The 21798-nt window shown below is 67.0% G+C and carries 22 protein-coding genes; 13 read left to right on the top strand and 9 right to left on the bottom strand.

Going from position 1 to position 21798, the window contains the following annotated elements:
* Positions 1-283: 283 nt before the first annotated feature.
* On the bottom strand, positions 284-1417 hold the full coding sequence (locus tag AB0N05_RS06775) for a metallophosphoesterase (protein WP_364688377.1): 1134 nt from the start codon (positions 1415-1417) through the stop codon (positions 284-286).
* Positions 1418-1556: 139 nt separating this feature from the next.
* Between AB0N05_RS06775 and AB0N05_RS06770 the strand changes: the two genes are divergently transcribed.
* The 3 genes from AB0N05_RS06770 to AB0N05_RS06760 all read left to right on the top strand — a co-directional run bounded on the left by AB0N05_RS06770 (position 1557) and on the right by AB0N05_RS06760 (position 3562).
* A complete protein-coding gene (locus AB0N05_RS06770) occupies positions 1557-2435 on the top strand; it encodes a glycosyltransferase family 2 protein (protein ID WP_364688375.1) in 879 nt (292 codons plus the stop codon).
* 39 nt (positions 2436-2474) lie between these two features.
* Positions 2475-3128, top strand: coding sequence for a hypothetical protein (locus AB0N05_RS06765; protein ID WP_364688373.1), 654 nt, complete (start codon positions 2475-2477; stop codon positions 3126-3128).
* Between the two features lie 83 nt (positions 3129-3211).
* Positions 3212-3562, top strand: coding sequence for a hypothetical protein (locus AB0N05_RS06760; RefSeq protein ID WP_364688371.1), 351 nt, complete (start codon positions 3212-3214; stop codon positions 3560-3562).
* Between the two features lie 67 nt (positions 3563-3629).
* Here the strand turns inward: AB0N05_RS06760 and AB0N05_RS06755 are convergent, their stop codons facing one another.
* The gene (locus AB0N05_RS06755) at positions 3630-5102 is read right to left on the bottom strand and encodes an MDR family MFS transporter (protein WP_364688369.1); all 1473 of its coding nucleotides are present in this window, start codon (positions 5100-5102) and stop codon (positions 3630-3632) included.
* 87 nt (positions 5103-5189) lie between these two features.
* Between AB0N05_RS06755 and AB0N05_RS06750 the strand changes: the two genes are divergently transcribed.
* From AB0N05_RS06750 to puuE, 6 genes are all read left to right on the top strand, one after another.
* Positions 5190-5624 carry a MarR family transcriptional regulator gene (locus AB0N05_RS06750; protein WP_364688367.1) on the top strand — a complete coding sequence of 145 codons (435 nt, stop codon included), beginning with the start codon at positions 5190-5192 and terminating at the stop codon, positions 5622-5624.
* Entirely contained in the window at positions 5624-6385 is a 762-nt protein-coding gene (locus AB0N05_RS06745) for a GntR family transcriptional regulator (protein WP_364688365.1), read from the top strand. Before AB0N05_RS06750 ends, AB0N05_RS06745 begins: the two co-directional genes overlap by 1 nt.
* Before the next feature lie 157 nt (positions 6386-6542).
* Positions 6543-7289 (top strand): aspartate/glutamate racemase family protein, encoded by a 747-nt coding sequence (locus AB0N05_RS06740; RefSeq protein WP_364689564.1) that lies wholly within the window; start codon positions 6543-6545, stop codon positions 7287-7289.
* On the top strand, positions 7286-8500 hold the full coding sequence (locus AB0N05_RS06735; protein WP_364688363.1) for an aldolase/citrate lyase family protein: 1215 nt from the start codon (positions 7286-7288) through the stop codon (positions 8498-8500). The genes AB0N05_RS06740 and AB0N05_RS06735 overlap by 4 nt, the downstream gene beginning before the upstream one ends.
* A 62-nt stretch (positions 8501-8562) precedes the next feature.
* Positions 8563-9597: an allantoicase gene (gene alc / locus AB0N05_RS06730; protein WP_364688361.1), complete on the top strand. Its 1035-nt coding sequence runs from the start codon at positions 8563-8565 to the stop codon at positions 9595-9597.
* Positions 9594-10511 carry an allantoinase PuuE gene (gene puuE, locus AB0N05_RS06725; RefSeq protein WP_364688359.1) on the top strand — a complete coding sequence of 306 codons (918 nt, stop codon included), beginning with the start codon at positions 9594-9596 and terminating at the stop codon, positions 10509-10511. Before alc ends, puuE begins: the two co-directional genes overlap by 4 nt.
* 72 nt (positions 10512-10583) lie before the next feature.
* On the opposite strand, the gene AB0N05_RS06720 is transcribed toward puuE, so the two are convergent.
* Together AB0N05_RS06720 and dapB are read right to left on the bottom strand one after the other, a co-directional pair.
* Positions 10584-11078: a hypothetical protein gene (locus AB0N05_RS06720; protein ID WP_364688357.1), complete on the bottom strand. Its 495-nt coding sequence runs from the start codon at positions 11076-11078 to the stop codon at positions 10584-10586.
* A gap of 73 nt (positions 11079-11151) precedes the next feature.
* Positions 11152-11892, bottom strand: coding sequence for a 4-hydroxy-tetrahydrodipicolinate reductase (dapB, locus tag AB0N05_RS06715; RefSeq protein WP_364689561.1), 741 nt, complete (start codon positions 11890-11892; stop codon positions 11152-11154).
* A 273-nt stretch (positions 11893-12165) separates the two neighbouring features.
* Between dapB and AB0N05_RS06710 the strand changes: the two genes are divergently transcribed.
* The gene (locus AB0N05_RS06710; RefSeq protein ID WP_364688355.1) at positions 12166-13734 is read left to right on the top strand and encodes an esterase-like activity of phytase family protein; all 1569 of its coding nucleotides are present in this window, start codon (positions 12166-12168) and stop codon (positions 13732-13734) included.
* Positions 13735-13812: 78 nt separating this feature from the next.
* Here AB0N05_RS06710 and AB0N05_RS06705 read toward each other — a convergent pair whose 3' ends face one another.
* On the bottom strand, positions 13813-14928 hold the full coding sequence (locus tag AB0N05_RS06705) for an alcohol dehydrogenase catalytic domain-containing protein (protein ID WP_364688353.1): 1116 nt from the start codon (positions 14926-14928) through the stop codon (positions 13813-13815).
* A 140-nt stretch (positions 14929-15068) separates the two neighbouring features.
* Entirely contained in the window at positions 15069-15848 is a 780-nt protein-coding gene (locus AB0N05_RS06700) for a hypothetical protein (protein ID WP_364688351.1), read from the bottom strand.
* 65 nt (positions 15849-15913) lie between these two features.
* On the opposite strand from AB0N05_RS06700, the gene AB0N05_RS06695 reads away from it, so the two are divergent.
* Positions 15914-17026, top strand: a complete 1113-nt coding sequence (locus AB0N05_RS06695; protein WP_364688349.1) for a PQQ-dependent sugar dehydrogenase — start codon at positions 15914-15916, stop codon at positions 17024-17026.
* A 3-nt stretch (positions 17027-17029) separates the two neighbouring features.
* On the opposite strand, the gene AB0N05_RS06690 is transcribed toward AB0N05_RS06695, so the two are convergent.
* On the bottom strand, positions 17030-18469 hold the full coding sequence (locus tag AB0N05_RS06690; protein WP_364688347.1) for a pentapeptide repeat-containing protein: 1440 nt from the start codon (positions 18467-18469) through the stop codon (positions 17030-17032).
* Positions 18470-18607: 138 nt separating this feature from the next.
* Positions 18608-19813 carry an MFS transporter gene (locus AB0N05_RS06685; RefSeq protein WP_364688345.1) on the bottom strand — a complete coding sequence of 402 codons (1206 nt, stop codon included), beginning with the start codon at positions 19811-19813 and terminating at the stop codon, positions 18608-18610.
* 92 nt (positions 19814-19905) lie between these two features.
* On the opposite strand from AB0N05_RS06685, the gene AB0N05_RS06680 reads away from it, so the two are divergent.
* Positions 19906-20280 (top strand): helix-turn-helix domain-containing protein, encoded by a 375-nt coding sequence (locus AB0N05_RS06680; protein WP_364688343.1) that lies wholly within the window; start codon positions 19906-19908, stop codon positions 20278-20280.
* A 38-nt stretch (positions 20281-20318) separates the two neighbouring features.
* Positions 20319-20861: a GNAT family N-acetyltransferase gene (locus tag AB0N05_RS06675; protein ID WP_364688341.1), complete on the top strand. Its 543-nt coding sequence runs from the start codon at positions 20319-20321 to the stop codon at positions 20859-20861.
* A 22-nt stretch (positions 20862-20883) separates the two neighbouring features.
* Here AB0N05_RS06675 and AB0N05_RS06670 read toward each other — a convergent pair whose 3' ends face one another.
* Entirely contained in the window at positions 20884-21567 is a 684-nt protein-coding gene (locus AB0N05_RS06670; protein WP_364688339.1) for a pyridoxamine 5'-phosphate oxidase family protein, read from the bottom strand.
* Positions 21568-21798: the final 231 nt, after the last annotated feature.

Below are 21798 nucleotides of genomic sequence, written 5' to 3'. Positions count from 1 at the left end.
CCCCAAGGGCCGGGCAGCGGCGTGTCGCAGCGTGTCGGCCCGGCCTGTTCATCGAGGGGGGACATGAGCCGGGGTTTTGTCCGTTTACACCAGCCTCATGTCCCCCCTCGATGAGTTCCACCCCGCGCGCCGGGCGTGTCGGGCGGACGGTGGGGATATGCCGGGCATTTCGGGCCGCTCGTTGGGGTTGGTCTTTGTTCTTATCTCTATCTTGTCCAGGCGTCCTTGTCTTTTGTCTTGTATCTCTTGTCTTTTCGTCCTTGCCCTTGGTGCCAGCCCCAGCTCACGCCGGGTGCAGGACCAGGACCGTGATCTCACTCGGAGCGAAGACTCGGAGTTGCGGCCCCCAGAAGCCGGTGCCTCGGCTGGTGTAGAGCTGCGTGCGGTCGCCATGCCGGGACAGCCCCGCTACGACGGGCTGCTCCAGGCGGACCAGGTAGTGGAAGGGCCAGATTTGGCCGCCGTGGGTGTGGCCGGAGATTTGGAGGGCCACTCCTGCGGCTACCGCATCGGTGATTTGGCGTGGCTGGTGGGCCAGGAGGATTACGGGGAGGGCTGAATCGACGCCCTCGAGGGCTCCGGAGAGGTTGGGGCCGTGGCCTTCCATGCCTACGCCGGTGGGGTCGTCGATTCCGGCCATGATCAACTGCTCGCCATTGTGGGTGATCAGCTCATGCTGGTTATGCAACGGCTGCCAGCCGATGGACTGCATGTGGTCGATCCAGCCGGGGGCGTCGCCGAAGTATTCGTGGTTGCCGGTGATGTAGAAGCGGCCGAGGGTGGCTTCCACCTTGCCGAGGGGGTCTACCTGGGCGCGGCGTTTGATGACCGAGCCGTCGGCGAGATCGCCTGCGTGGCAGGCGATGTCGGGGTGTTGGGCGTTGACGACGTCGACTACTCGCTCCGACCAGCGGAGGCGGTCGAGGGCGGCGTAGTGGGTGTCGGTGATGACCACCATGCGGAGGCCGTCGAGTCCGGCTCCGAGACCCGGAATCGCCACATCGACTGTGCGGACTCGGGGTACGCGGCGGGCTTCGTAGATGCCCCATGCCACCAGGACGGCCGTGACCGCGAGGACGGTGATCGCGACTGTGTGGGAGCGGGTCGGATTGTCAACGCCCGCAATGATCAAGGCCGATCGGAGGATGACATTGCCCAGGGCGGACCAGCTGAACAGGACCCACATGACGCCGAGTGCGGTGTCTCCCACCATGGATGCGATATCCGACTGCTTCGGGCCGTGGCCGAGGAACATGGCGGCGGGCAGGCCCACGTAGCCCAGGACGGTGATCGCGGTTCCTAGCCAGAAGAGGGTGCTCGTGCCCTCGGTGGGGGCCGCCACCAAGGTCCACCAGGGGAGCAGGAACAGCACGGCCGGGATCGCCAGGGCCAGGAGCAGGCGGGGAACGTATTTCAAGGGGTCATCCTCGCTGACGCGTAGGTGGCGCACGGTGCAGTGCTTCTGAATGAAGAACCGGCGATCTGTCGACGATAGTCCCGGCTGCGGAAGGGGGCGATCCGAGCGGGTGTGGGCGGCGTCCTGGTAGGTTCCCGGCATGCCTCGCGGAGATGAGAAAGCTATCGGACTCGTTCTCGTCACCTATCAGAGCGCGGAGGATCTGCCGCCGTTCCTGGCGACCTTGCCGGGCGCGGTGGAGCCGTACACGGTCGAGGTGGTCGGCGTCGACAATGTCTCGCACGACGGGAGTGCGGACATTGTCGAGGAGTTCGGCGGGCGGGTTATTCGCAATCCCAGGAATGTCGGGCTGTCCGCGGCGATCAACCAGGGTGCGGCCACCACGAACACCGAATGGATTCTGGTCGCCAACCCGGATACCCAGCTCGAGCCGGGGGCGATCGCGGCCCTCGTGGATACCGCGAAAACGGATGATCGGATCGGCATGATCGGTCCGCAGATCCTGCGCTTGGACGGCACTCCGTATCCCACCGGCCGCCATTTCCCCTCCCTCGCGGTCGGCATCGCGCATGCCCTGCTCGGCGGCATCTGGCCCGGAAACCCCGCGACCCGAAGGTATTTCGGCAAAACGGTCACCACGGTCAGCGATGTCGACTGGATCTCCGGCTGCTGCATGCTGTTCCGCCGCGAGGCGTTCGATGCGGTGGGCGGGTTCGACGACCGCTACTTCCTCTACTTCGAGGAAACCAAGATGGCCCTCGACATGCATCGGGCGGGTTACCGGGTAGTCCTCGACCCGACCGTGGAAATCCGCCACCGCGAGGGCGGCAGCATGCGTTCGGCCCCGTACCGCAAGGTCCGCGCCCATCATCGCAGCGCGCTCCGCTTCTACTGCGACTACCACAAGGGTTCGCCGTGGCTGTTGCTCGCGCCCGTGGTCGCGGTCGGACTGGCGGTTCGGGGGCTTCTCGCGGTGGCTCGCACTGCCGTACTGCAGCGCGTGTCCCGTCGCTCCTGAACCGTGTGCGCGGCACGGTGATTCGCTAGGCTCGGGCGCGTGTTCGACTTGCGTTGCTCCCGCTGCGGTATCGATACGGGTGACTTCGTCGGGGGCATGGATCCCGGCGAATGGTATTGCTCGACCTGCCGGGATAACATTCCCGATATCGCATTGAGCACCAGTCGGATCGGCGGGTCGGTGTCGGCCGTTCTCGCGGGCAGTACCGATGAGCCCGACGTGCCGCCACCGCTGTTCCCCCAGTTCGACCACTTGCGGCAGGTCGTCGCGGTCGGTCACCGCGCGGTCGTGAATCACCTTGCCGTGACGGTGTTCTCGGCTGAATTGTTCGACGACGGGTTCCGCGTCCAGCTGCGCATCCAGGTGGAACCGCCACACCCCCAACATGTTCCAGGCGGGTTGACCCCCGACTACGACGACCCCGACGCGCCTCACGGCCGAATGCTTCAACTTCAATCGGGCTTCACCATCGTCGACGACCTCGGCGGCGAATACCAATGCCGCCCCATGCTCGGCGGCACCGTCAACCGCCAGGAGGGCGCACTGCACTGTGCCCCCGCCGTCGACCCCTTCGCGAGGGAACTGCTGATCCACGCCGACAGCCTGCTCTGGCACGACGTATTCCGCCCCGCCCGTGGATTTTTCATCGACAATGGCCCCTGGTTTTTCCGAGTCCCGCTGAACCGGTATTGATCCCCGCCCCGCATGGACCGCGCTACCCTCGAGCAAGGAACAAGGGGAGGTAGCCGGTGTCGCTGAGCCCAACTTCTGATGAAGTGATCGCGATCGGGGGCTGGCATCCCGCCCATGCGTGCGTACTCGCGGTGGGCGGCAATGGAATCTGGGCCGTAGCACTGGTCGACACCAACGGCGACGGCCGCGAAATCGACATCGACTACCTGCTCCGAGACGGTGACGGCCGCTGGCACTCCGGCACCAGCGTCGGCGCGATCTCCGACCAGCCCGGCGCGAACATAGGCGGCAGCCTGGACCTGGAAGGCCCCATCTACTGCTACGGCCGCGCCCAACGCCCCGGCCCCACCGAAGTCGAATTCGACGGCGAACAAATCCAAGTCACCGCCGCCAGCAATGGCTGGTGGGTTTGGGTCCGGCCCGCAGAGGGGTGATCCAAGATCAAGGAGCGATGGTGGTGGGATTTGTCCGAATTTCCCACCACCATCGCTCCCTCGGCGATCAGCTGCGCTGGTGGCGGCGCAGGATTGTGGAGGCTGTGGACGCTGTCAGGGACAGGGCGGCTGTTGCGGCGAAGGCCAGGTGGTAGCCCGAGAGCAGGGACCAGCCGGATTGGGTTGCGCGGGAGAGGATTACCGCGATGACTGCGACGCCGATGGCTCCGCCTACGCGTTGGAGGATGTTCACGAAGGCGGCAGCGTCGGGGAGTTGGTCGGGGCGGACTGCGGCGTAGGCGGCCGAGACCAGAGGCATGCCGGCCAGCGCGGTGGCGACACCGGCCGCGAAGAGGAGCAGTTGCACGAGAACGATATTGGCGTCCGTGCCGAGGAAGGCGAAGGGCAGTACGGCCAGCGCTACTGCCAGATTGCCGCCCACCGCGATGATTCCACCACCGAAGCGGTCGGTGAGTCGGCCGCCCAGCGGGAGGGTGATCGCGCCGCCCGCGCCGTAGGCGATGAGGGAGACGCCGGTGCGGATCAGGCTGTCACCGTGTAGGACCTGGAAGTACAGGGGTAGCAACAGCATCAGGCTGAACATGGAGGCACCGCTGAAGAAGCTCGCCGAATTGGCTGCCGCGAATACCCGGTTGGAGAACATCCGGATATCCAGGAGAGGGCGGGTGCGGGTTCGGCTGCGTGCGATGAATCCTGCCAGTGCGGCCAGGCCGAGCAGGACCGGCAGCCAGACCGTCGGTGCGGTGAACGAGCCGTCGATGCCGATCTCGGACAGGCCGTAGACCACGGCCGATACGCCGCCGCCCGCGAGGATCAGGCTCGGCAGGTCGAGGCCGCCGGTGGCCGCGCCGCCTTGCATGGGCAGATACCGCAAGCCCAGGCCGAAGCCGATCAGGCCGAACGGGATATTGATCAGGAACAGCCACTGCCAGCTCCAATTCGCCAGCATGAGACCGCCGATGGTCGGGCCGAGGGCCGGGGCGCCGACGACGGCGATGCCGACCACGCCCATGACGCGGCCCATGCGTTTAGGTCCGGCGGCTTGGCCGAGGATGGTCTGCCCGGCGGGGATCATCAGTCCGGCGGCCAGGCCTTGCAGGATGCGCATGGCGATCAGCCACCCGGCGGTCGGTGCGAACGCGCACGCCACCGAAGTGATGGTGAATGCCGCCAGCGCGCCGAGCCACACCCGCCCGACGCCGAAGCGGCGGCCGAGCCAGCCGCAGATGGTGAGCGAAACCCCAAGGGCGAGTAGGTATCCGCTGGCCACCCATTGAATCGTGGCGAGCGAGGCATCGAGGTCGGCCCCGATGGTGTGCAGGCCGATATTGACCAGCGAGGTGTCGAGCATCCCCATGATCGCGCCGAAGACCACCACGGCCGCGGTGCGCCAGACATGGGCGGGGATCTTGTCGGATTCGGCGGGGGCGGCAGTTCCCAACTCAGAAACAGTGCTGCCCGCGCCAGGAACGGTGCTGCCCGAACCGGGAGCAATGGTGTCCGTGCGCGCTTGCGTCATCGGACCCCTCCTTCAGTTGTACGTTGAGCTTCTCAATAGTGGACTCTAACAATGATTGAGTCACTCAACAATAGATATAATCCACAGGTGACCGAAGACCGCGAGTACCACCCCAAGGGCCTGCTGCGTTACCCGACCTACGCGCTCGGCAAGCTGCACAAGGCCATGCACGTGCAGCTGGACACGTCGCTGCGCGAACACTGGGTGCTCACCTACCTCGCGGAGAACGGCGACATCACCCAGCAGGAGATGGCCGACGCGCTGGCCATCGACCGCAGCGAGGTGGTCCGGCTGATCGACAGCGTGGAAAAGGCGGGCCTGGTCACCCGCAATCGCGACCCACAGGACCGGCGCAAATACCGGCTGGCCATCACCGCCGCGGGCAATCGACTGCGCGAAGAGACGAACGCCCGTATCCAAGAAGCGACAGAGGCGCTACTCTTCCGGCTCACCCCCGAAGAACAAGCCACGCTGCATCGGCTCTCGCTGAAGGCGCTCGGCTACGACGAGAAGGAACTCTGATGGCGGCCCGGCCGCGACTACCGCGGTTACCCCAGCTCACCCCGCCCGCACACGCTCGGCGAGGCTATTCGCAGCAGGAAATCCTGAACGAACTGCGCCGGCTGATCCTGGAAGGCAATCTGCCGCCGGGCACCGGCATGCCGCTCGGCGAGCTCGCCCGCCAATTCGAGGTCAGCGCGATTCCGGTCCGCGAGTCCCTGCAAACCCTGATCGGCGAGGGCCTGGTCGAACACCGCCCGAACTTCGGCTATCAGGTGACGCTGCTGACCACGGCCGAACTCCGTGAGCTGTACGTGGTGCGCGAACGCCTGGAATCCGCGGCCATGGCGGCGGCCGTGCACAATGCCACCAAGTGGGATCACGATCTCGCCAAGGAGTCGCACGCACGCCTGGAGAAGGCGGTGCTCGAGGAGGACGCGGTCGCCTATCACCGCGAGACTCGCAATTTCCATCTCGCCCTGGTCCGCGCCTCCGGCATGCCGCGCGTGGTGCACATGCTCGAATACGCCTGGAACATCACCGAACCGGTGCAGCCGATGGTGCACGTGACGACCTTGGATCGGGTCGTCCTGCATGCCGATCACAGCAAGCAGCTCGCGGCCTTCCTGGCCCGTGATGCCGAGACGCTATTGGCGGTCTCCGAGCAGCACAGCGCCCGTTTGAACGGCGTACTGTCACACCTGCCGACCGATATCGGCCTGTTCGCGGAGCCCGTGCCCGAGCTGAACGAGCCGGTGCAAGACGCAAATACCGGCGAGTAACAACATATATAGTTTCAGCAATACACGGGCAATACCCGCTCGATAGCGTCTCGCACACCTTGTGTTCCCAATGACGAGAACCCTACGAGATCGGATGTGCGACATGCCCGACACTGTTGCGCCACCGGGCGGTGTGCACACCGCGCCGGTGAGAACCATGCGAATTCGAGTCATCAATCCCAATACGACGGCCTCCATGACCGCCGCCATCGAGGAGGCCGCGCGCGCGGTCGCCGCGCCCGGGACCCTCGTCGAGGGCATCACGCCGACCATGGGCCCGGCTTCCATCGAAAGCCATTACGACGAGGCACTTTCGGTGCCCGGCGTGCTGGCCGAGATCGCGCGCGGTGAGGCCGAGGGCGTGGACGGCTACGTCATCGCCTGCTTCGGTGACCCCGGCCTGGATGCCGCGCGGGAGCTGGCACGCGGGCCGGTGCTCGGTATCGCCGAGGCCGCGATGCATTCCGCCAGTCACCTGGGACGCGGCTTCTCCGTCGTCACCACCCTGTCCCGCACCGCCGGGCGCGCCGCCGATCTGGCGGAGCGCTATGGCATGGATCGCTTCTGCCTCGGCATTCACGCGTGCGAGATTCCGGTGCTGGAACTGGAGGACCCCAAGGCGCGCACGGTGATCGCCGATGCCTGCCGGGACGCCATCCACGCCGACAATTCCGACGCCATCGTGCTCGGCTGCGCGGGCATGGCGGATCTGTGCGAATGGCTGACCGAGGAGATCGGCGTACCGGTCGTCGACGGTGTCGCCGCCGCCACGCTGACCGTGCAATCCCTGATCACCATGGGGCTGCGCAAGTCCGGCCGCGGCGAGTTCGCGGCCCCGCCGCCCAAGCACTACACCGGCCTGCTCGCAGAATTCTCGACCGATGGACAGGAGGCGCATTCGTGACCTTGCCACCCGATGTGTTGGCTGGTATCGAATCCCGTTTGAATGCAGTGGATTCGGAGTTGGCGCGGAACTACCCGGGTGACCGGGCCGGACAGCCGATTCACACCGCATATATCTCCGCCGCGGAGGCCACCGCGGACCTGCCGCACGAATGGGGTGCGGCGGCGGCCGAACTGGCGGAGTTGCACGGCGATCTGCTGACCGGGCTGGCCGGTTCGGAGGTCTTCGACCTGGCTCTGAATACGCTGCGGCAGCGGCCGATTCAGGATCTGCGCCTGGATTTCGAGGACGGTTACGGCACCCGCGGCGATGAGGTCGAGGATCGCGATGCCACCCACGCCGGTGAAGTGCTGGCCAAGCTGCCCGCCGAGGTGATCTCGCGGGGCATTCGCATGAAGGGCCTCACCACCGCCGAATGGCCGCGCGCGGTGCGCACCCTGGAGCGGGTGCTGGAGGGCGCGGGCGGGGTGCCCGCCGGTTTCGTGTTCACGATTCCGAAGATTCGCGCGGCCGAGCAGGCCGATATCGCCGTACTGCTGTGCGAGGCAATCGAATCCGCGCACGGCCTGGCCGCCGGATCGCTGAAGTTCGAATTGCAGATCGAGAGTCCCCAGGCCGTGATCGCCGCCGACGGCACCGCCACCGTCGCGCAGGCCATCCACCGCTCGGCCGGACGCTGCACCGGATTGCATTACGGCACTTACGACTACAGCGCCGCCTGCGGCATTTCCCCGCAGTTCCAGTCGCTGGAACACCCGGTGGCCGATCACGCCAAGGCGGTCATGCAGGCCGCCGCCGCGCAGACCGGCGTCTGGGTGTGCGACGGCTCCACCCAGGTGCTGCCCATCGGCACCGATGTGGAGGTGCGGACCGCGCTGGACCGCCATTTCCGCCTGGTCAGCCGCTCGCTGGAGCGCGGCTACTACCAGGGCTGGGATATGGGCGCGGGCCATCTGGCCACGCGCTGGCTGGCCACCTTCGCCTTCTATCGCGGCGCGCTCGGTGCGGCCGCGCCGCGCATCGGCCGCTACCTGGACCGTCAGGGCAGCGCCGTCGTGGACGAACCGGCCACCGCCCAGGCGCTGGCCACCGTGGTGCTGCGCGGATTGGCGTGCGGCGCTTTCCAGCCGGACGACGTGACCGCGCTGGTTCCCCAGGCCACCGTCGAGGTGCTGCACCAACTGCGTGAACGAAGGATCCCGGCGCTGTGATCCGCCCCCGCAAGTAATAGTTCCAAACCTCCCGGTATTCGCGGGAAGTCGAAAGGAGTCCGATGAGCGCCGATTCAACCGATTTCACCTTGTTGCCCGACCTGGCCGTTCGTTCCCTGGGCGGCGCGGTGATCTGGGCCAATGATGAATCCTTCGCGGAGCGGGAGAATCTCATACGCCCGGAGGAATCGACGTATCAGCCCGCGACTTTCGGCCATAAAGGTCAGGTGTACGACGGCTGGGAGACCCGGCGGCGGCGCGGCGACGAGGGTGCGCACCCGGAGTCGGATGACTGCGATACCGCCATCGTGCGGCTGGGTGTTCCCGGCGTGATCCACGGCGTCGTGGTCGACACCGCCTGGTTCAAGGGCAATTACCCGCCGGAGGTTTCGGTGGAAGCCATTGCGGTGGAGGGGTATCCGTCCGCCGAGGAGATTGCCGAGCTGGACGGCTGGGTCACCCTGGTCGAGCGCGCCAAGGTCGGCGGCGACAGCAAGAACCCCTTCCCGGTGGATTCCGCACGCCGCTTCACCCATGTGCGACTGCGCATGTTCCCGGACGGGGGCGTCGCTCGGCTGCGCGTGCACGGTGTCGCGAAACCCGATCTGCGCTGGCTGGATTCGGGCCCGTTCGATCTGGCGGCCCTGGAGAACGGCGGCCTGGTGGCGGACTGCTCCAACCGCTTCTACTCGCATCCGCAGAACATCCTGCTGCCCGGGCGGGCGCAGAGCATGGGCGACGGCTGGGAGACCGCGCGTCGCCGCAATCGCGACAATGACTGGGTTCAGGTGCAGCTCGCCGGTGAGGGCGTGCTGACCATGGTCGAGATCGACACCTCGTACTTCCTGTTCAATAGCCCGGGTGCGGGCGCGCTCACCGGAATTCGCGCCGACGGCACCGAGGTGGAGCTGCTCCCCCGCACCGTGCTGCGACCCGATACCCGGCACAAGTTCGCCATCGAATCCGACGAGGCGGTCACCCAGGTGCGCCTGGACGCCTTCCCGGACGGCGGTCTGGCGCGGCTGCGGGTGTACGGCACGCTCACCGCCGACGCGCGAGCACGCCTGCTAGCCGAGCGGGAAGGGGAAGTGGCATGAGCGATTTCGACCTCGACTACCCTCGGGACATGGTCGGCTACGGGCCGACCCCGCCGAACGCGCAGTGGCCCGGGGACGCCAATATCGCCGTGCAGTTCGTCCTGAATTACGAGGAGGGCGGCGAGAACAGCGTCCTGGACGGCGATGAGGGCTCGGAGACGTTCCTCTCGGATATCGTTCCCGCACAGGCATTCCCGGCTCGCCATCAGAGCATGGAAACCATGTACGAGTACGGCTCCCGCGCCGGACTCTGGCGGGTGCTGCGCCTGTTCGAGCAGCGCGATATTCCGCTCACCATTTTCGCGGTAGCCCGTGCGCTGGAACGCAATCCGGAAGCGGTGGCGGCGTTCAAGCGGCTCGGCCATGAGATCGCCTGCCACGGCCTGCGCTGGATCTCCTACCAGAATGTCGACGCGGACACCGAACGCGCGCATATGGATGAGGCCGTGCGCATCATCACCCGCCTCTTCGGTGAGGCGCCGAAGGGCTGGTATACCGGCCGCGATTCGCCGCAGACCCGCGAGTTGGTGGCGGCGCACGGCGGTTTCGTCTACGACTCGGACTCCTACGCCGACGACCTGCCGTACTGGGTCAAGGTGGGCGAGCAGGATCAGCTGGTGCTGCCGTACACCCTCGAGTCCAATGACATGCGCTTCTCCTCTCCCGCCGGTTTCGCCAATGGTGACGAGTTCTTCTCGTACCTGAAGGACGCCTTCGACATCCTCTACGCCGAGGGCGAAGCGGGCTCCCCGAAGATGCTGTCGGTCGGCCTGCACTGCCGCATCATCGGCCGCCCGGCCCGCGCCAAGTCCCTGGAACGCTTCCTGGATTACGTCCAGTCGCACGACAAGGTCTGGCTGGCCCGCCGCATCGATATCGCCGAACACTGGCGCAAGGTGCACCCGGCGAGCTGAAAATCCTCGCGAAAGCGGCCCGGAACCCGTGGGTTCCGGGCCGCTTCGCATGGTCGGGACTTTCGCGTCGACCTACGCCTCGGCGTTTCGCTCGGCGCGTTCCAAATCGACTGCCCGGCGCATGACTTCGCGGGCGCGTGTGCGGTCACCGGCGTAGTCGTAGGCGCGGGCGGCGCGGTAGTTGCTGCGCCAGTTGTCCGGGTCGGCTTCCCACTCCTTTTTCACCTGCTCGAAGAGTTGGTCGGCGGCCTCGCGTTCGAGGCGGCCGGAGGGGCGGCGGGGAAGATCGGAGGTGTCGAGTTCGAGGCCCTCGTCGTGGATGCGCCGCGCCAGGTGCTGATGCGCGAAGGCCGCCCGCACGCTGGTGGCGACCACCCACACGCCGAGCAGCGGGAGGATCAGGACGCCGATCCCGATGGCCAGGGCGGGGATCGAACCGTTCCGGATGAGGCTGAGCGCGATCCGGCCCAGCAGCACGAAATAGAAGCCGAGCGCCAGGATCAGGAAGGCGATGAGGCCGACCTTCTTGGCGACCTCCCGGCCGTTGTTCTCCCCGCCCGCGCTCATGCCTGCACCTCGCTGGCGCTTGGCTCCGGCATGCGCGTGGCGCACTGTCTCGTGGTTCGCTCGCTGCGCTCGCTCACAGGTCCAGCAGCGGGTCGATGCCCACGGTCAGGCCCGGACGCAGCGGCGTCTTGCGGACACCGAGCAGCACGCCGGGCACGAACGACGTCCGGTCGATGGAGTCGTGGCGGATGGTGAGCGTCTCGCCCTGGGTGCCGAACAGGACTTCCTGATGCGCGACCAGTCCGGCCAGTCGCACCGAGTGCACCCGCACGCCGTCCACATCCGCGCCGCGCGCGCCCTCGAGCTCGTCCTGGGTGGCGTCGGGGCTGCGGCCCACACCGGCCTTCTCGCGGGCCGCGGCAATGACCCCGGCGGTGCGGTAGGCGGTGCCGGAGGGGGCGTCCAGCTTGTTCGGGTGATGCAACTCGATGACCTCGACCGATTCGAACCAGCGGGCGGCCTGCTCGGCGAACCGCATGGACAGCACCGCGCCGATGGCGAAGTTGGGGGCGATCAGCACACCGGTCTGCGGGCTCTGCGCCAGCCAGCCGCGCACCTGATCGAGCCGCTCGGCATCGAATCCGGTGGTGCCGACGACGGCGTGAATACCGTTCTCCACCAGCCACTTCAGATTCGGCATGACCACGGCGGGACTGGTGAAGTCCACCACCACCTGCGCCCCGGCCTCGGTGAACGCCTCGAGCGCGTCGCCCTTGTCGACCTGGGCGACCAGCTCCAGATCGGCAGCCGCCTCGACGCCCGCGCAGATCGCCTGCCCGACCTTGCCGCGCGCCCCGAGCACACCCACCCGGATCCGGTTCGTGGTCACCTGAGTCTCCTCACATACTTCACATCGACGCCGTTCACGTACGGGTCGAGCCTAGTAGGTCGGCGATTCGACACTCGGAACACCCGTGACCCGGCCAATTCGCACGGTCATCGCGTAGGCCCGCGCGTCATTCCGGCGCGCCTTCGGCCGCAATCCCTCGGAATCCGGTCGAGAAGACATCGCCTCGGCAACCTCGGTAGCTGCGATTGTTCAGACCCCGGCCAACTTGCCGTCGGATAGGCGAGGTAGGCATCGCCTGTGAGAATTCGCCGTAGTACCCGAAGCGCGCTCGCCGCTGTCGCCGTGTGCGCCTCAGCCGTGGCCGCCGTCTCCTGTTCGTCCGATCCGTCGGCCGACTTCACCGCGACCATGGACCAGCCGCTGGTCATCAGCCTCGACGAGCTGCTGGCCAAGACCGGCGGCAGCGCGGCGGTGGCCATCGCCGATCCGCAGCACGGCAGCATCACCCGCCGCCAGGACGGTGCCATGGTGTACACGCCCGCCAAGGGCTACATGGGTTCGGACAATCTCACCGTCACCACCACCGACGCCGTGAAGCTGTACACCACCGATATCAAGCCGCTCGGCGATATCGGCGGAGTCGCCATCCAGGGCAGCGGATTCGGGTCGGCGTTCACGCCGGTGCCGGGTTCCAAGGATGAGTTCTACGGGCTCACCGACCGCGGTCCGAACGTGGACGGCAAGGGTAAGAACGAGAAGGTCGCGGCCGTACCGGATTTCACGCCGACCATCGCGAAGTTCAAGCTGAACGGCACCCAGGCCGTGGTGGAATCCACCATCCCGCTGAAGAATCCGGCCGGGCAGCCGTTCAACGGCCTGGTCGACCTCTCGGCCAATACCGGTGAGACCATGCGCGACCTGAACGGAAACGTGCTGGCCCCCACCGATCACGGCATCGACAGCGAGGGCCTGGTCGCACTGGCCGACGGCACCTTCTGGGTCTCCGACGAATACGGCCCGTTCCTGGTGCATTTCGACGCCAAGGGTTCCGAGCTCGAGCGGCTCGCGCCGGGACGCGGTCTGCCCAAGGAACTTTCGCTGCGCACCCCCAACCAGGGCATGGAGGGCCTGACCGTCACCCCTGACGGCAGCACCCTGGTCGGCATCATCCAGAGCGGCCTGAACGCGCCCGGCGTCACCTCGGCGCGTGAGGTGCCGATGACCCGCATCGTGACCGTGGATCTCAAGACCCGCGCGGTCAAGGAATTCGTGTACCCCTTGGAAAACCCGAAGGAGAAGCTCGCCGTCTCCGAGATCACCGCGCTGAGCAACACCACCTTCGTGGTCGACGAGCGCGACGGCAACAAGGCCCCCAAGGCCAATAAGAAGCTGTGGACCATCGACATCTCGAGTGCCACCGATATCGGCCCGCAGGCGAAAATCAATGGCGCACAATACGACCCGGACAAGGGCCTGCTGATCGACGGTAAGCCCGTCGAGGCCTACGTCGGCACGGTGCCCACCGCCGACGGCGTCGCCGCGCTCCAGAAGGCAGGCATCACCGCCGTCGCCAAGAAGTCCAACCTGGACCTGGAAGGCCTGCTCGACTCGCTGAACGCCGACGGTAAGTTCTTCGGCCACGACAAGATCGAAGGCGTCGCCACCACCGACGGCGGCAAGACCCTCTACATCTCCAATGACAGCGACTTCGGCATCGACGCCATCACCGGCGACCAGCCGCCGTACACCCTGAAGGCCAAGATGCTCCCGAACGGCCTGCAGGACTCCGGCGAAATCCTCATGGTCGACACCGCCAAGCTGCCCGCCAAGACGCAGACCAAGACGATCTCACTCACCGTGAAGTGACGCTCGCCCGGGTCTGAACACACTGCCCCGCCACGCCTCAGCGTGGCGGGGCAGTGCCCGTTCCGGACCCGAATGCCGTCAGTCGAACATGATCACCTGACGCAGCGCGTGACCCGCCGCCAGCTCGTCCATGCCGGTATTGATGTCCTCCAAGCGAATTCGCGAGGACACGAGACGCTCCACCGGCAGCTTGCCCGCCCGCCACATGCGAACGTATTCGGGGATATCGCGGGCGGGAACCGCGCCGCCGAGGTAACTCCCGACAATGGATCGCCCCTGAGCCACCAGCCCGAGCGGGGAGATGCTTGCCCGCGCGTCGGGGGCGGGCAGCCCGACGGTGACCGTGGTGCCGCCCGGGGCGGTCGCCGCGACCGCGGTCTCGAAGGCCCGGACATTGCCCGCGGCCTCGACCACGATCTCGGCCTGAATATTCTGCTCCGCGACTTCCGCGGGCGTGTACGCGGAGGTGGCGCCGAGTTCCATTGCGGCCTTGAGCTTGTCAGGCACGGTATCCACGGCGATGACCTCATGCCCGGTCCCCTGCCGCAGCGCGGCCGCCACCAGCACCGCCGCCATGCCGACGCCACCGAGTCCGACCACCATGATGCGATCGGCGGGCCCGGGTTTCGCCGAATTCAGCAGGGCCCCACCGCCGGTCAGCACCGCGCATCCGAGCACGGCGGCCACATCCGGCGGCACATCATCGTCCACGGGCACCACCGAGCGCCGATCCACCACCGCATGCGTGGCGAAGGCCGACACCCCGAGATGGTGGTGCACCTCTTGCCCGTCGCGCAACAGCCGCCGCCCACCGGCCAGCAGTTCCCCCACATTATTGGCCAGGCTCCCCGGCAGGCACGGCGTCCGCCCGTCGGTCGCGCAGCCCGAGCATTGCCCGCAGCGCGGCAGGAAGGTCATGACAACCCGCTGCCCGACCGCGATATCGCTCTCCCCCGCGCCCACGGCCTCGACCCGTCCGGCCGCCTCATGCCCGAGCAGCATGGGCACCGGCCGCACCCGATTGCCATCCACCACCGACAGATCCGAGTGGCACAGCCCCGCCGCCTCGATCTTCACCAACAACTCCCCCGGCCCCGGTTCGCCCAGGTCGAGCTCGCTCACGACGATCGGCTCGGAGTCCGCGAACGGCGCGGACGCCCCGATTCGCTCCAGTACGGCACCACGAATCCTCATGCGCCCGACGCTACCCCAAGGCACCTACCCAGACAGATGGATATCTGCTTCGATGAGTATCAGATAGGAGCACCATCGAGTGTTCATTGGTGCAGGCATTTCGCGAGTAACCGCCTGCACCAATGAACACTCGTTCTGCTTCAGCGGCCTGGGTTGTCCGAACCCCGGAAGCAGACTGTCATGTGGCGTTTGTCCCAGGTGACCCATACCGCACCATTGCCATCTCGGGGGCATCTCGCGCCGTCGGTGGTGTCTTCCAGGACTCCGGTCACCTGGACTATGTGCTGGCCCGAGGTGGTGCAATCCACCTTGGAGGGTTCATCCATAGTGGCTGTGTCGTAACAGAATCCGACTCGCCAGTCGAAGGCCAGGCATAGGTGGTAGATGAGTTTTCCGGCCTTGTCGTGGCGGCTGGTCTCGAGTTTGTACAGGTTTCCGGTGCAGGCTTCCGGACTGTTTTGCAGGACACGGTAATTCGCGTCGAGGGAGTTGCAGTCGGCGGGAGAGGGCGAGCCGGGCTTCGAGGTGGGTTTGCCGTCGGGGCCGGTGGCCTGTTCCATGGGGACTTCGACGCAGTCGCCGACCTTGAGCAGTGACATCGGGTCGGGCGCAGCGGTTTTGGTGGTGGTCGGGGTGGTCGGCACACCGGCTTGCACCAGGCCGGGGGCGGCGGCCACGGGGGTTCCGGCGATGGTGTCGCCGGTCATCGGTGATATCGAGGAGAGCAGGCCCGCCACCAGGGTTATCCAGCCCAGGATGGCAGCGGCGGGGATCAGCACCTTGGTGGTCCAAGTCCGTCGTCGCCGGGCTATGGCTACGCCGCCGAACAACGCGGACCAGGAAAGCAGTGCCACCGCCACACCGATAACGGCCCATTCGACGTCGTGCGTCCCCACCACATTCCCCTGCCTCGATCCCACTGCAAGTTATCGCACCGTGCGATATGGGACCAATCCGACAGAGTTCGGAGGGCCGTCGGGCCAAGATGGGGAGTATGCGGAACCTATGGCTGCGCACCGCACCGGTCCTGTGCCTGGCGCTGAGCTTGGCGGCGGGCTGCGACAGCGATACCGGATCGCCTCCCACACCGCGAGTCGTGGTGACGGCGACGGCTCCCAGCTCACCGAATGGCGTACCGGACCTCGGGACGGCCGAGGAGATCGCGCAAGGCCTGGATGTGCCCTGGGGGCTGGTTTTCCTGCCCGATGGCAGCGCGCTGGTCGCCCAGCGGGATTCGGGGGTGATTCTGCGGATCACGCCGGGAGCCGAACCCGAGCAGGTGTACCGGGTCCCCGGGGTGTCGGCGGCAGGTGAGGGCGGGCTGCTCGGGATCGCGATCTCACCGACGTACACCGACGACCACTATGTGTACGCCTACTTCACCGCCGCGTCCGACAACCGGATCGTGCGATTCAAGTTCGACGGTGATCCCGAGGTGATCTACTCCGGCATCGCGAAGGCCTCCACCCACGACGGCGGGCGCATCGCCTTCGGACCCGACGGGATGCTTTACGCCGGGACCGGCGATGCGGGGCAGGGCGCGCGGTCTCAGGATCCGGCGAGTCCCAATGGCAAGATCCTGCGACTGACTCCGGAGGGCGCGCCCGCGCCGGGCAATCCCACCCCCGGATCGCCCGTCTACAGCCTCGGCCACCGCAATGTGCAAGGGCTGGCCTGGGATCGGGCGGGCCGATTGTTCGCGGCCGAGTTCGGGCGCAATGACTTCGACGAGATCAATCGAATCGAACCGGGACACGACTACGGCTGGCCCGACGTGGAGGGGATGGGCGATACGAAGGGCGGGCAGTACACCAATCCCGTGGTGGTGTGGAAACCAGCGGACGCCTCGCCCTCCGCGATCGCCATTGCGGGTGACACGCTCTATGTCGCGGCGCTGCGCGGGACCAAGCTGTGGACCGTGCCGCTGCACGACGGCGCGACCGGGGAACCTCGAGCGGCACTGGTGAACACGTACGGTCGGCTGCGGACGGTGGTCACCGCGCCGGACGGGGCGTTGTGGGTGACCACCTCCAATACCGACGGCCGCGGCGATCCGCGCCCCAATGACGACCGGATCATCCGGTTCCCGGCCCGCTGAGGTTCAGACCGTCAGTTCGGGCGGGGCCTCGGCGGGCACCGGCGGCCATTGCGCGGGACTCACATTCGCCGGTTTGGTGTTCGGCGAACCGTCCCAATCGAAGTGCAGTCCGACCCAGGCCTTGGGCCGTTCGAAGGTGACCTCGCGGGCATCGAAGGCGACCCTGCGGAAGGAAATATTGCCGAAGAAGTCACCGCCGGTGAAGGCCACCGAGCGACCGCCGAAGATGGCGTCCGCGAAGGACACCTTGCCGTGGTATTCGGCGCGGGCGAAGGTGACCTCCTGGGTGAGCCCATTGCGCCATCGAGTGTGCGAGCCGAGCCGGGCGCAATCGAACACGCTGGCTTCGGCGTAGAAGCGGGAGGCGGTGAAAACCACTTTGCCGCCGACGAATTCGGCCGAGGTGAAGGTGACCCGTTCGCCGTCGAAGATGCAGCGTTCGAAGGAGGTCAGGCCCGCCGCGAACCGTGCGTTGGCGAAACTGCTGCGATCACCGGCGAAGCTGGAGCGGGTGAACCCGGTCCGCGCACCGGCGAAGCGCGCGCCTTCGAAGCTCACCGATCCGCCGAAGGTGACGTCTACGAATACGGTTCCGGCGGAGTCTCTTTCGGTCCGATGCACCGAGGTGTGCGCGAAGACCGCGTGATCGAATTCGGTGGGGCTGCGGAACATGGCCCCGCGGAAGGAGACTCGCTTGCCGAGGAACCGGGCTTGCTCGAAGCTGGTGGACCGGCCGGTGAAGCTGGCATTGGTGAAGCGGGTGTTATGCCCGGCGAAGATGACATGCCGGAAGTCGAGGTCTTCCAGCACCGCGTCGGAGAAGTCGAAATCGCAGGTGGACCAGGATGTTCCAGTGGCGGTCGGGCGGAGGTGTTCGGCGATCACCCGCACAATGGTGTCGCGGACTTGGCGGTCGTTCTGCCGGTAGTTGTAGACCCGCTCCACCGCGGTGCCGGAATCCTCCACCCGCTGGGATTTGGAGACCAGGTGGCTGCCGCCCTCATCCGGCACATAGGGCAGTCGCAGGTATCCGCACAGCACGTCCACGCACTGCTGCCGCCGGGCGGGGGCGGAGAACTCGTCGGCGACCCCGGCCAGGGCGTAGACGCCCGCAATCCGCACGGCCACATCGGTATTGCCGAGCTGGCTGGCGGCCGCACCGAACAATTCCGCGAATCGGCCGCGCTCATTGTCGCGCTGGCGCCGGTAGGCGATCACGAGTGCGACCGCCGCACCGACCCCGGCGGTCACCCATAGCGCGATCTTGGTGAGATCCAGCCGATTCGGCGTCTCCGCCTGCGCTCCCCAGGAGCGCCACAACAACCACCAGGTGAGCGCCGCAATGGCAAACCCACCGACCACAGCGATCAGCCCCGAGAGCATCAGTGCCGATCGGTGTGCCGTCCGGTTCAGCGTATTGCCGAACCTTCCCCACCGCCGCATAGCGGAAGGATAGCGATCACGGTCGCCGCGCGCACCGTATGGCCGGACTTCCGCTACCGCCAACACCTTTCGACCGAATGGGAATGGCCCGGGCCTGCGGCGTTGCGCCGCAGGCCCGGGCCGTATCGCTTTGTGAACTCAGGCTTCCTGCTTGTTTCGCACACCCAGGCCCGCGGCGCCGAGGCACGCCAGCGCCACCACGACCACGAACCACGGGAACACGGTGCTCAGCCCCCAGGTGGTGGCCGCCCAGCCCGCGATCACGGTCGGCAGCGCCATGGCCGTGTAGGCGAGCAGGTAGTAGGCCGACATGGTCTCGCCCCGCTTGTGTTGCGGCACAACATTGGACAGGTGCCGCAACGAGCCGCCGAAGCCGAGGCCGAAGGTGCCGCCGAGCGCGAATCCGGCCACCAGCACCAGCACCCAATTGCCGGTGTGCAGCGCCGGGATGGTGAGCAGCAGGGTCACCGCCATGCCGACATCGCCGATCACGGCCGCCCGGCGCGCCGGAATCCCACCGGCGAACAGCTGTGCCGTGGCACCGGCCAGTGCGGTCGAGGCCACCACCGCGCCACCGAACACCAGATTGTGGATGCCGGTTTCGGCCGAGGCCAGCGACGGGTACAGCGACAGCAGCACGCCCAGCACCGACCAGGCCGCCATCACGCCCAGTGCCGAGAACCAGAAGTCACTGCGGATTTCCTGCGGCACAGCCGGTTTGGCGATCCGGATCCGGCCCGCGGTGCGTGCGGTGTGCGGCTCGCGCAGCACCAGAATGCCGCCCGCGATGAGCAGGCAGAGCACGGTGATCACCACATACGGCGTGCGCAGCGGATGCGGCGCGTACTGGGCCAGCAGCGCCGAACCCAGAATCGCCACGGCCATACCGACATTGAAGGCCACGCCCGACAGCTGCCCGGTGCGCGCACCGTGCTTGGGCCGGAGATCCAGCAGCGCCGCCGCGCCCGCCACCACGGTCGCGCCCACGGCCAGGCCGTGCAGGGCCCGCGCCAGCAGCAGCATGGCCACATTGTCGGCAAGCAGGAAGACGACCAGACCGGCGATCATGATGCCGAATGCGCCCAGCAGCACCGGCTTTCGGCCCACCACATCGGAGATGCGGCCGGAGACCAGCACCGCGACCAGTGCGGCAATGGCGTAGACGGCGAAGACGAAGGTCGTGGTGAGCGGCGAGAAGTGCCACGACTGCTGATAAATCCCGTACAGCGGTGCGGGCGCGCCCGAGACCCCGAGCGCCACGCCGCTGGCGGCGAGCACCAATGCGTAGGCCCAGGTCTGGGTGCCCTGTTCGGCTCGGGTCGCGACCGCGGTTGCCGATGCCATCGACGCCTCCATCAGGTAAGTTTGATTAAGATCGAACCTGACCCTACCCCTAGTTCGATAATGGTCAAACTACTTACGGAGTGAGGTAGCTCATGCCCGACACCGAAGCGCGCGCCGTGGAGACCCCGCCGCAGGCCGTCACGGAGGCCTCCGCGTACCCGCTGCCGCGGTTCGCCCCGGTGGCCCCGCTACCCGCCGTGCTCGGCGCGCTGCAGGATCCGGTGCGCCTGGAAATGGTCCGCCGCCTCGGCAATGCGGGTGAGGCACTGCGTTGCAGCGCCCTCTACGAGACGGTCAGCAAGTCCACGGCCGCGCACCATTTCAAGATCCTGCGCGAGGCCGGTCTCACCGAACGCGTCATCATCGACGGCAATGCCTGTCAGCTCCTGCGCACCGCCGAGGTCGAGGCCGCGCTCCCGGGCCTGCTACCGGCCGTGCTCGACGCGGCCAATCACACATCGGAATGAGCGCGCGCCGGAGTCCGGATACGCGCTACCGTCACACGATGCGTATTCGTGCCGCCCGGCCCGACGAACTTCACCTTTTGCAAGGAATCGAAGACGCCACAGGCGAACCCTTCCGTGAGATCGGCATGCTCGAGATTGCCGACGATGCCCCGCCCTCGCTCGAAGCCCTGGAAGAGCATCGACGCTCCGGGCGCGCCTGGGTCGCCGTCGACGACAACGATTCCCCGATCGCCTACCTGATCAGCGAACCGGTCGACGACACCGAGCACATCGCCCAGGTCTCGGTGCACCCCGACGCCGCCCATCAGCGCATCGGCCGCGCCCTCATCGACCATCTCGCGGCGCTGGCCCGCCGCTCGGGCGTCGCCGCCCTGAGCCTCACCACCTTCACCGAAGTCCCTTGGAACGCACCGTATTACGAGCGTCTCGGCTTCCGCGTGGTCGAGGAGAAGGACCTCACCGCCGGCCTGCGCAAGGTCCGCGCCCACGAGGCCGAACTCGGCCTGGACCGCTGGCCCCGCACCGTCATGCGCCTCGATCTGCAACCCGTCCCGAGCGAGCATCCCGTACCGATGCACTAGGTGACCCGAGGGCCCGCGCCGCTCACTTCGCGGCGGCGCGAACGGCCTCCAATTGCGCCCGCAGCGCGTCGTTCTCGCCGCGCAACTCCTCCAAGGCGGCCTCGAGCCGCTGCCGGTCCGCGGCCGCGGTTCGCCGTTCCAGCGCAATCGCTTCGTCGAGGCGCTCTTTGGTGAACCGCGGCCGAATGTATTTCACGCAGTTCCAGTTGTAGGCCTCGACGGTGATGAGCACGGCGCGCTCGGCGATCTTCTGAATAGCCCCCGAGTAGACGCTCGAAAGCCGATCCACCAACTCCGCGTCCTCGGCCCGCTCCACCACCCGCGCGGTCCCATAGACCTTCAACCGCTCCCGCAGCGGATAGTCGATGAAAAACAGTGCCACACGGTCATTCTCGGCAAGATTGCCCACCGTCACGTATTGCTGATTCCCCGACAAGTCGACGAACCCCAACGTGTGCCCATCCAGCACCTGCACAAAACCCTTGGGCCCGCCCCGATGCTGAATGTAGGGCCACCCGTCCGGCGTAGCAGTCCCCAGAAAGAACGAATCCTGCCCTCGAATGAACCCCATCTCCCGCATTTCCAGCGCTTGCGGCCCCTCCGCCGCACCCCCCAATTGCGCCCCGTAATCCCGGAAACTCCCCGACGCCCGCTGCCGCTCCACCGCGGCGTCCGAGAAGGCGATCTGCGCATACCGATTCGACACGGCACTCCCTTCGACAACCCGCCTCGACGTTAACGCGCGACATCCCCGAACCCCGACAAGCGCGAGGTGTGATTAGCAACGTCACACCCGCCGCGGCCCGTACGCTGGAGTGATGACTGGTCCGCGCCGTCGATTCGTCAGCCGGGAGCAGTTCGCTCTCAGCTCACGCGACGCTCCGACCATCGACCTCGAGGCATTCCGCGTCGACCAGGACGCCGCCCTGGATAACGA

It is taken from the genome of Nocardia sp. NPDC051030 (assembly GCF_040683015.1).
GTDB lineage: Bacteria > Actinomycetota > Actinomycetes > Mycobacteriales > Mycobacteriaceae > Nocardia.
The sequence above is the reverse complement of the archived record's forward strand: the minus strand, read 5'-3'. Positions and strand labels throughout refer to the sequence as shown.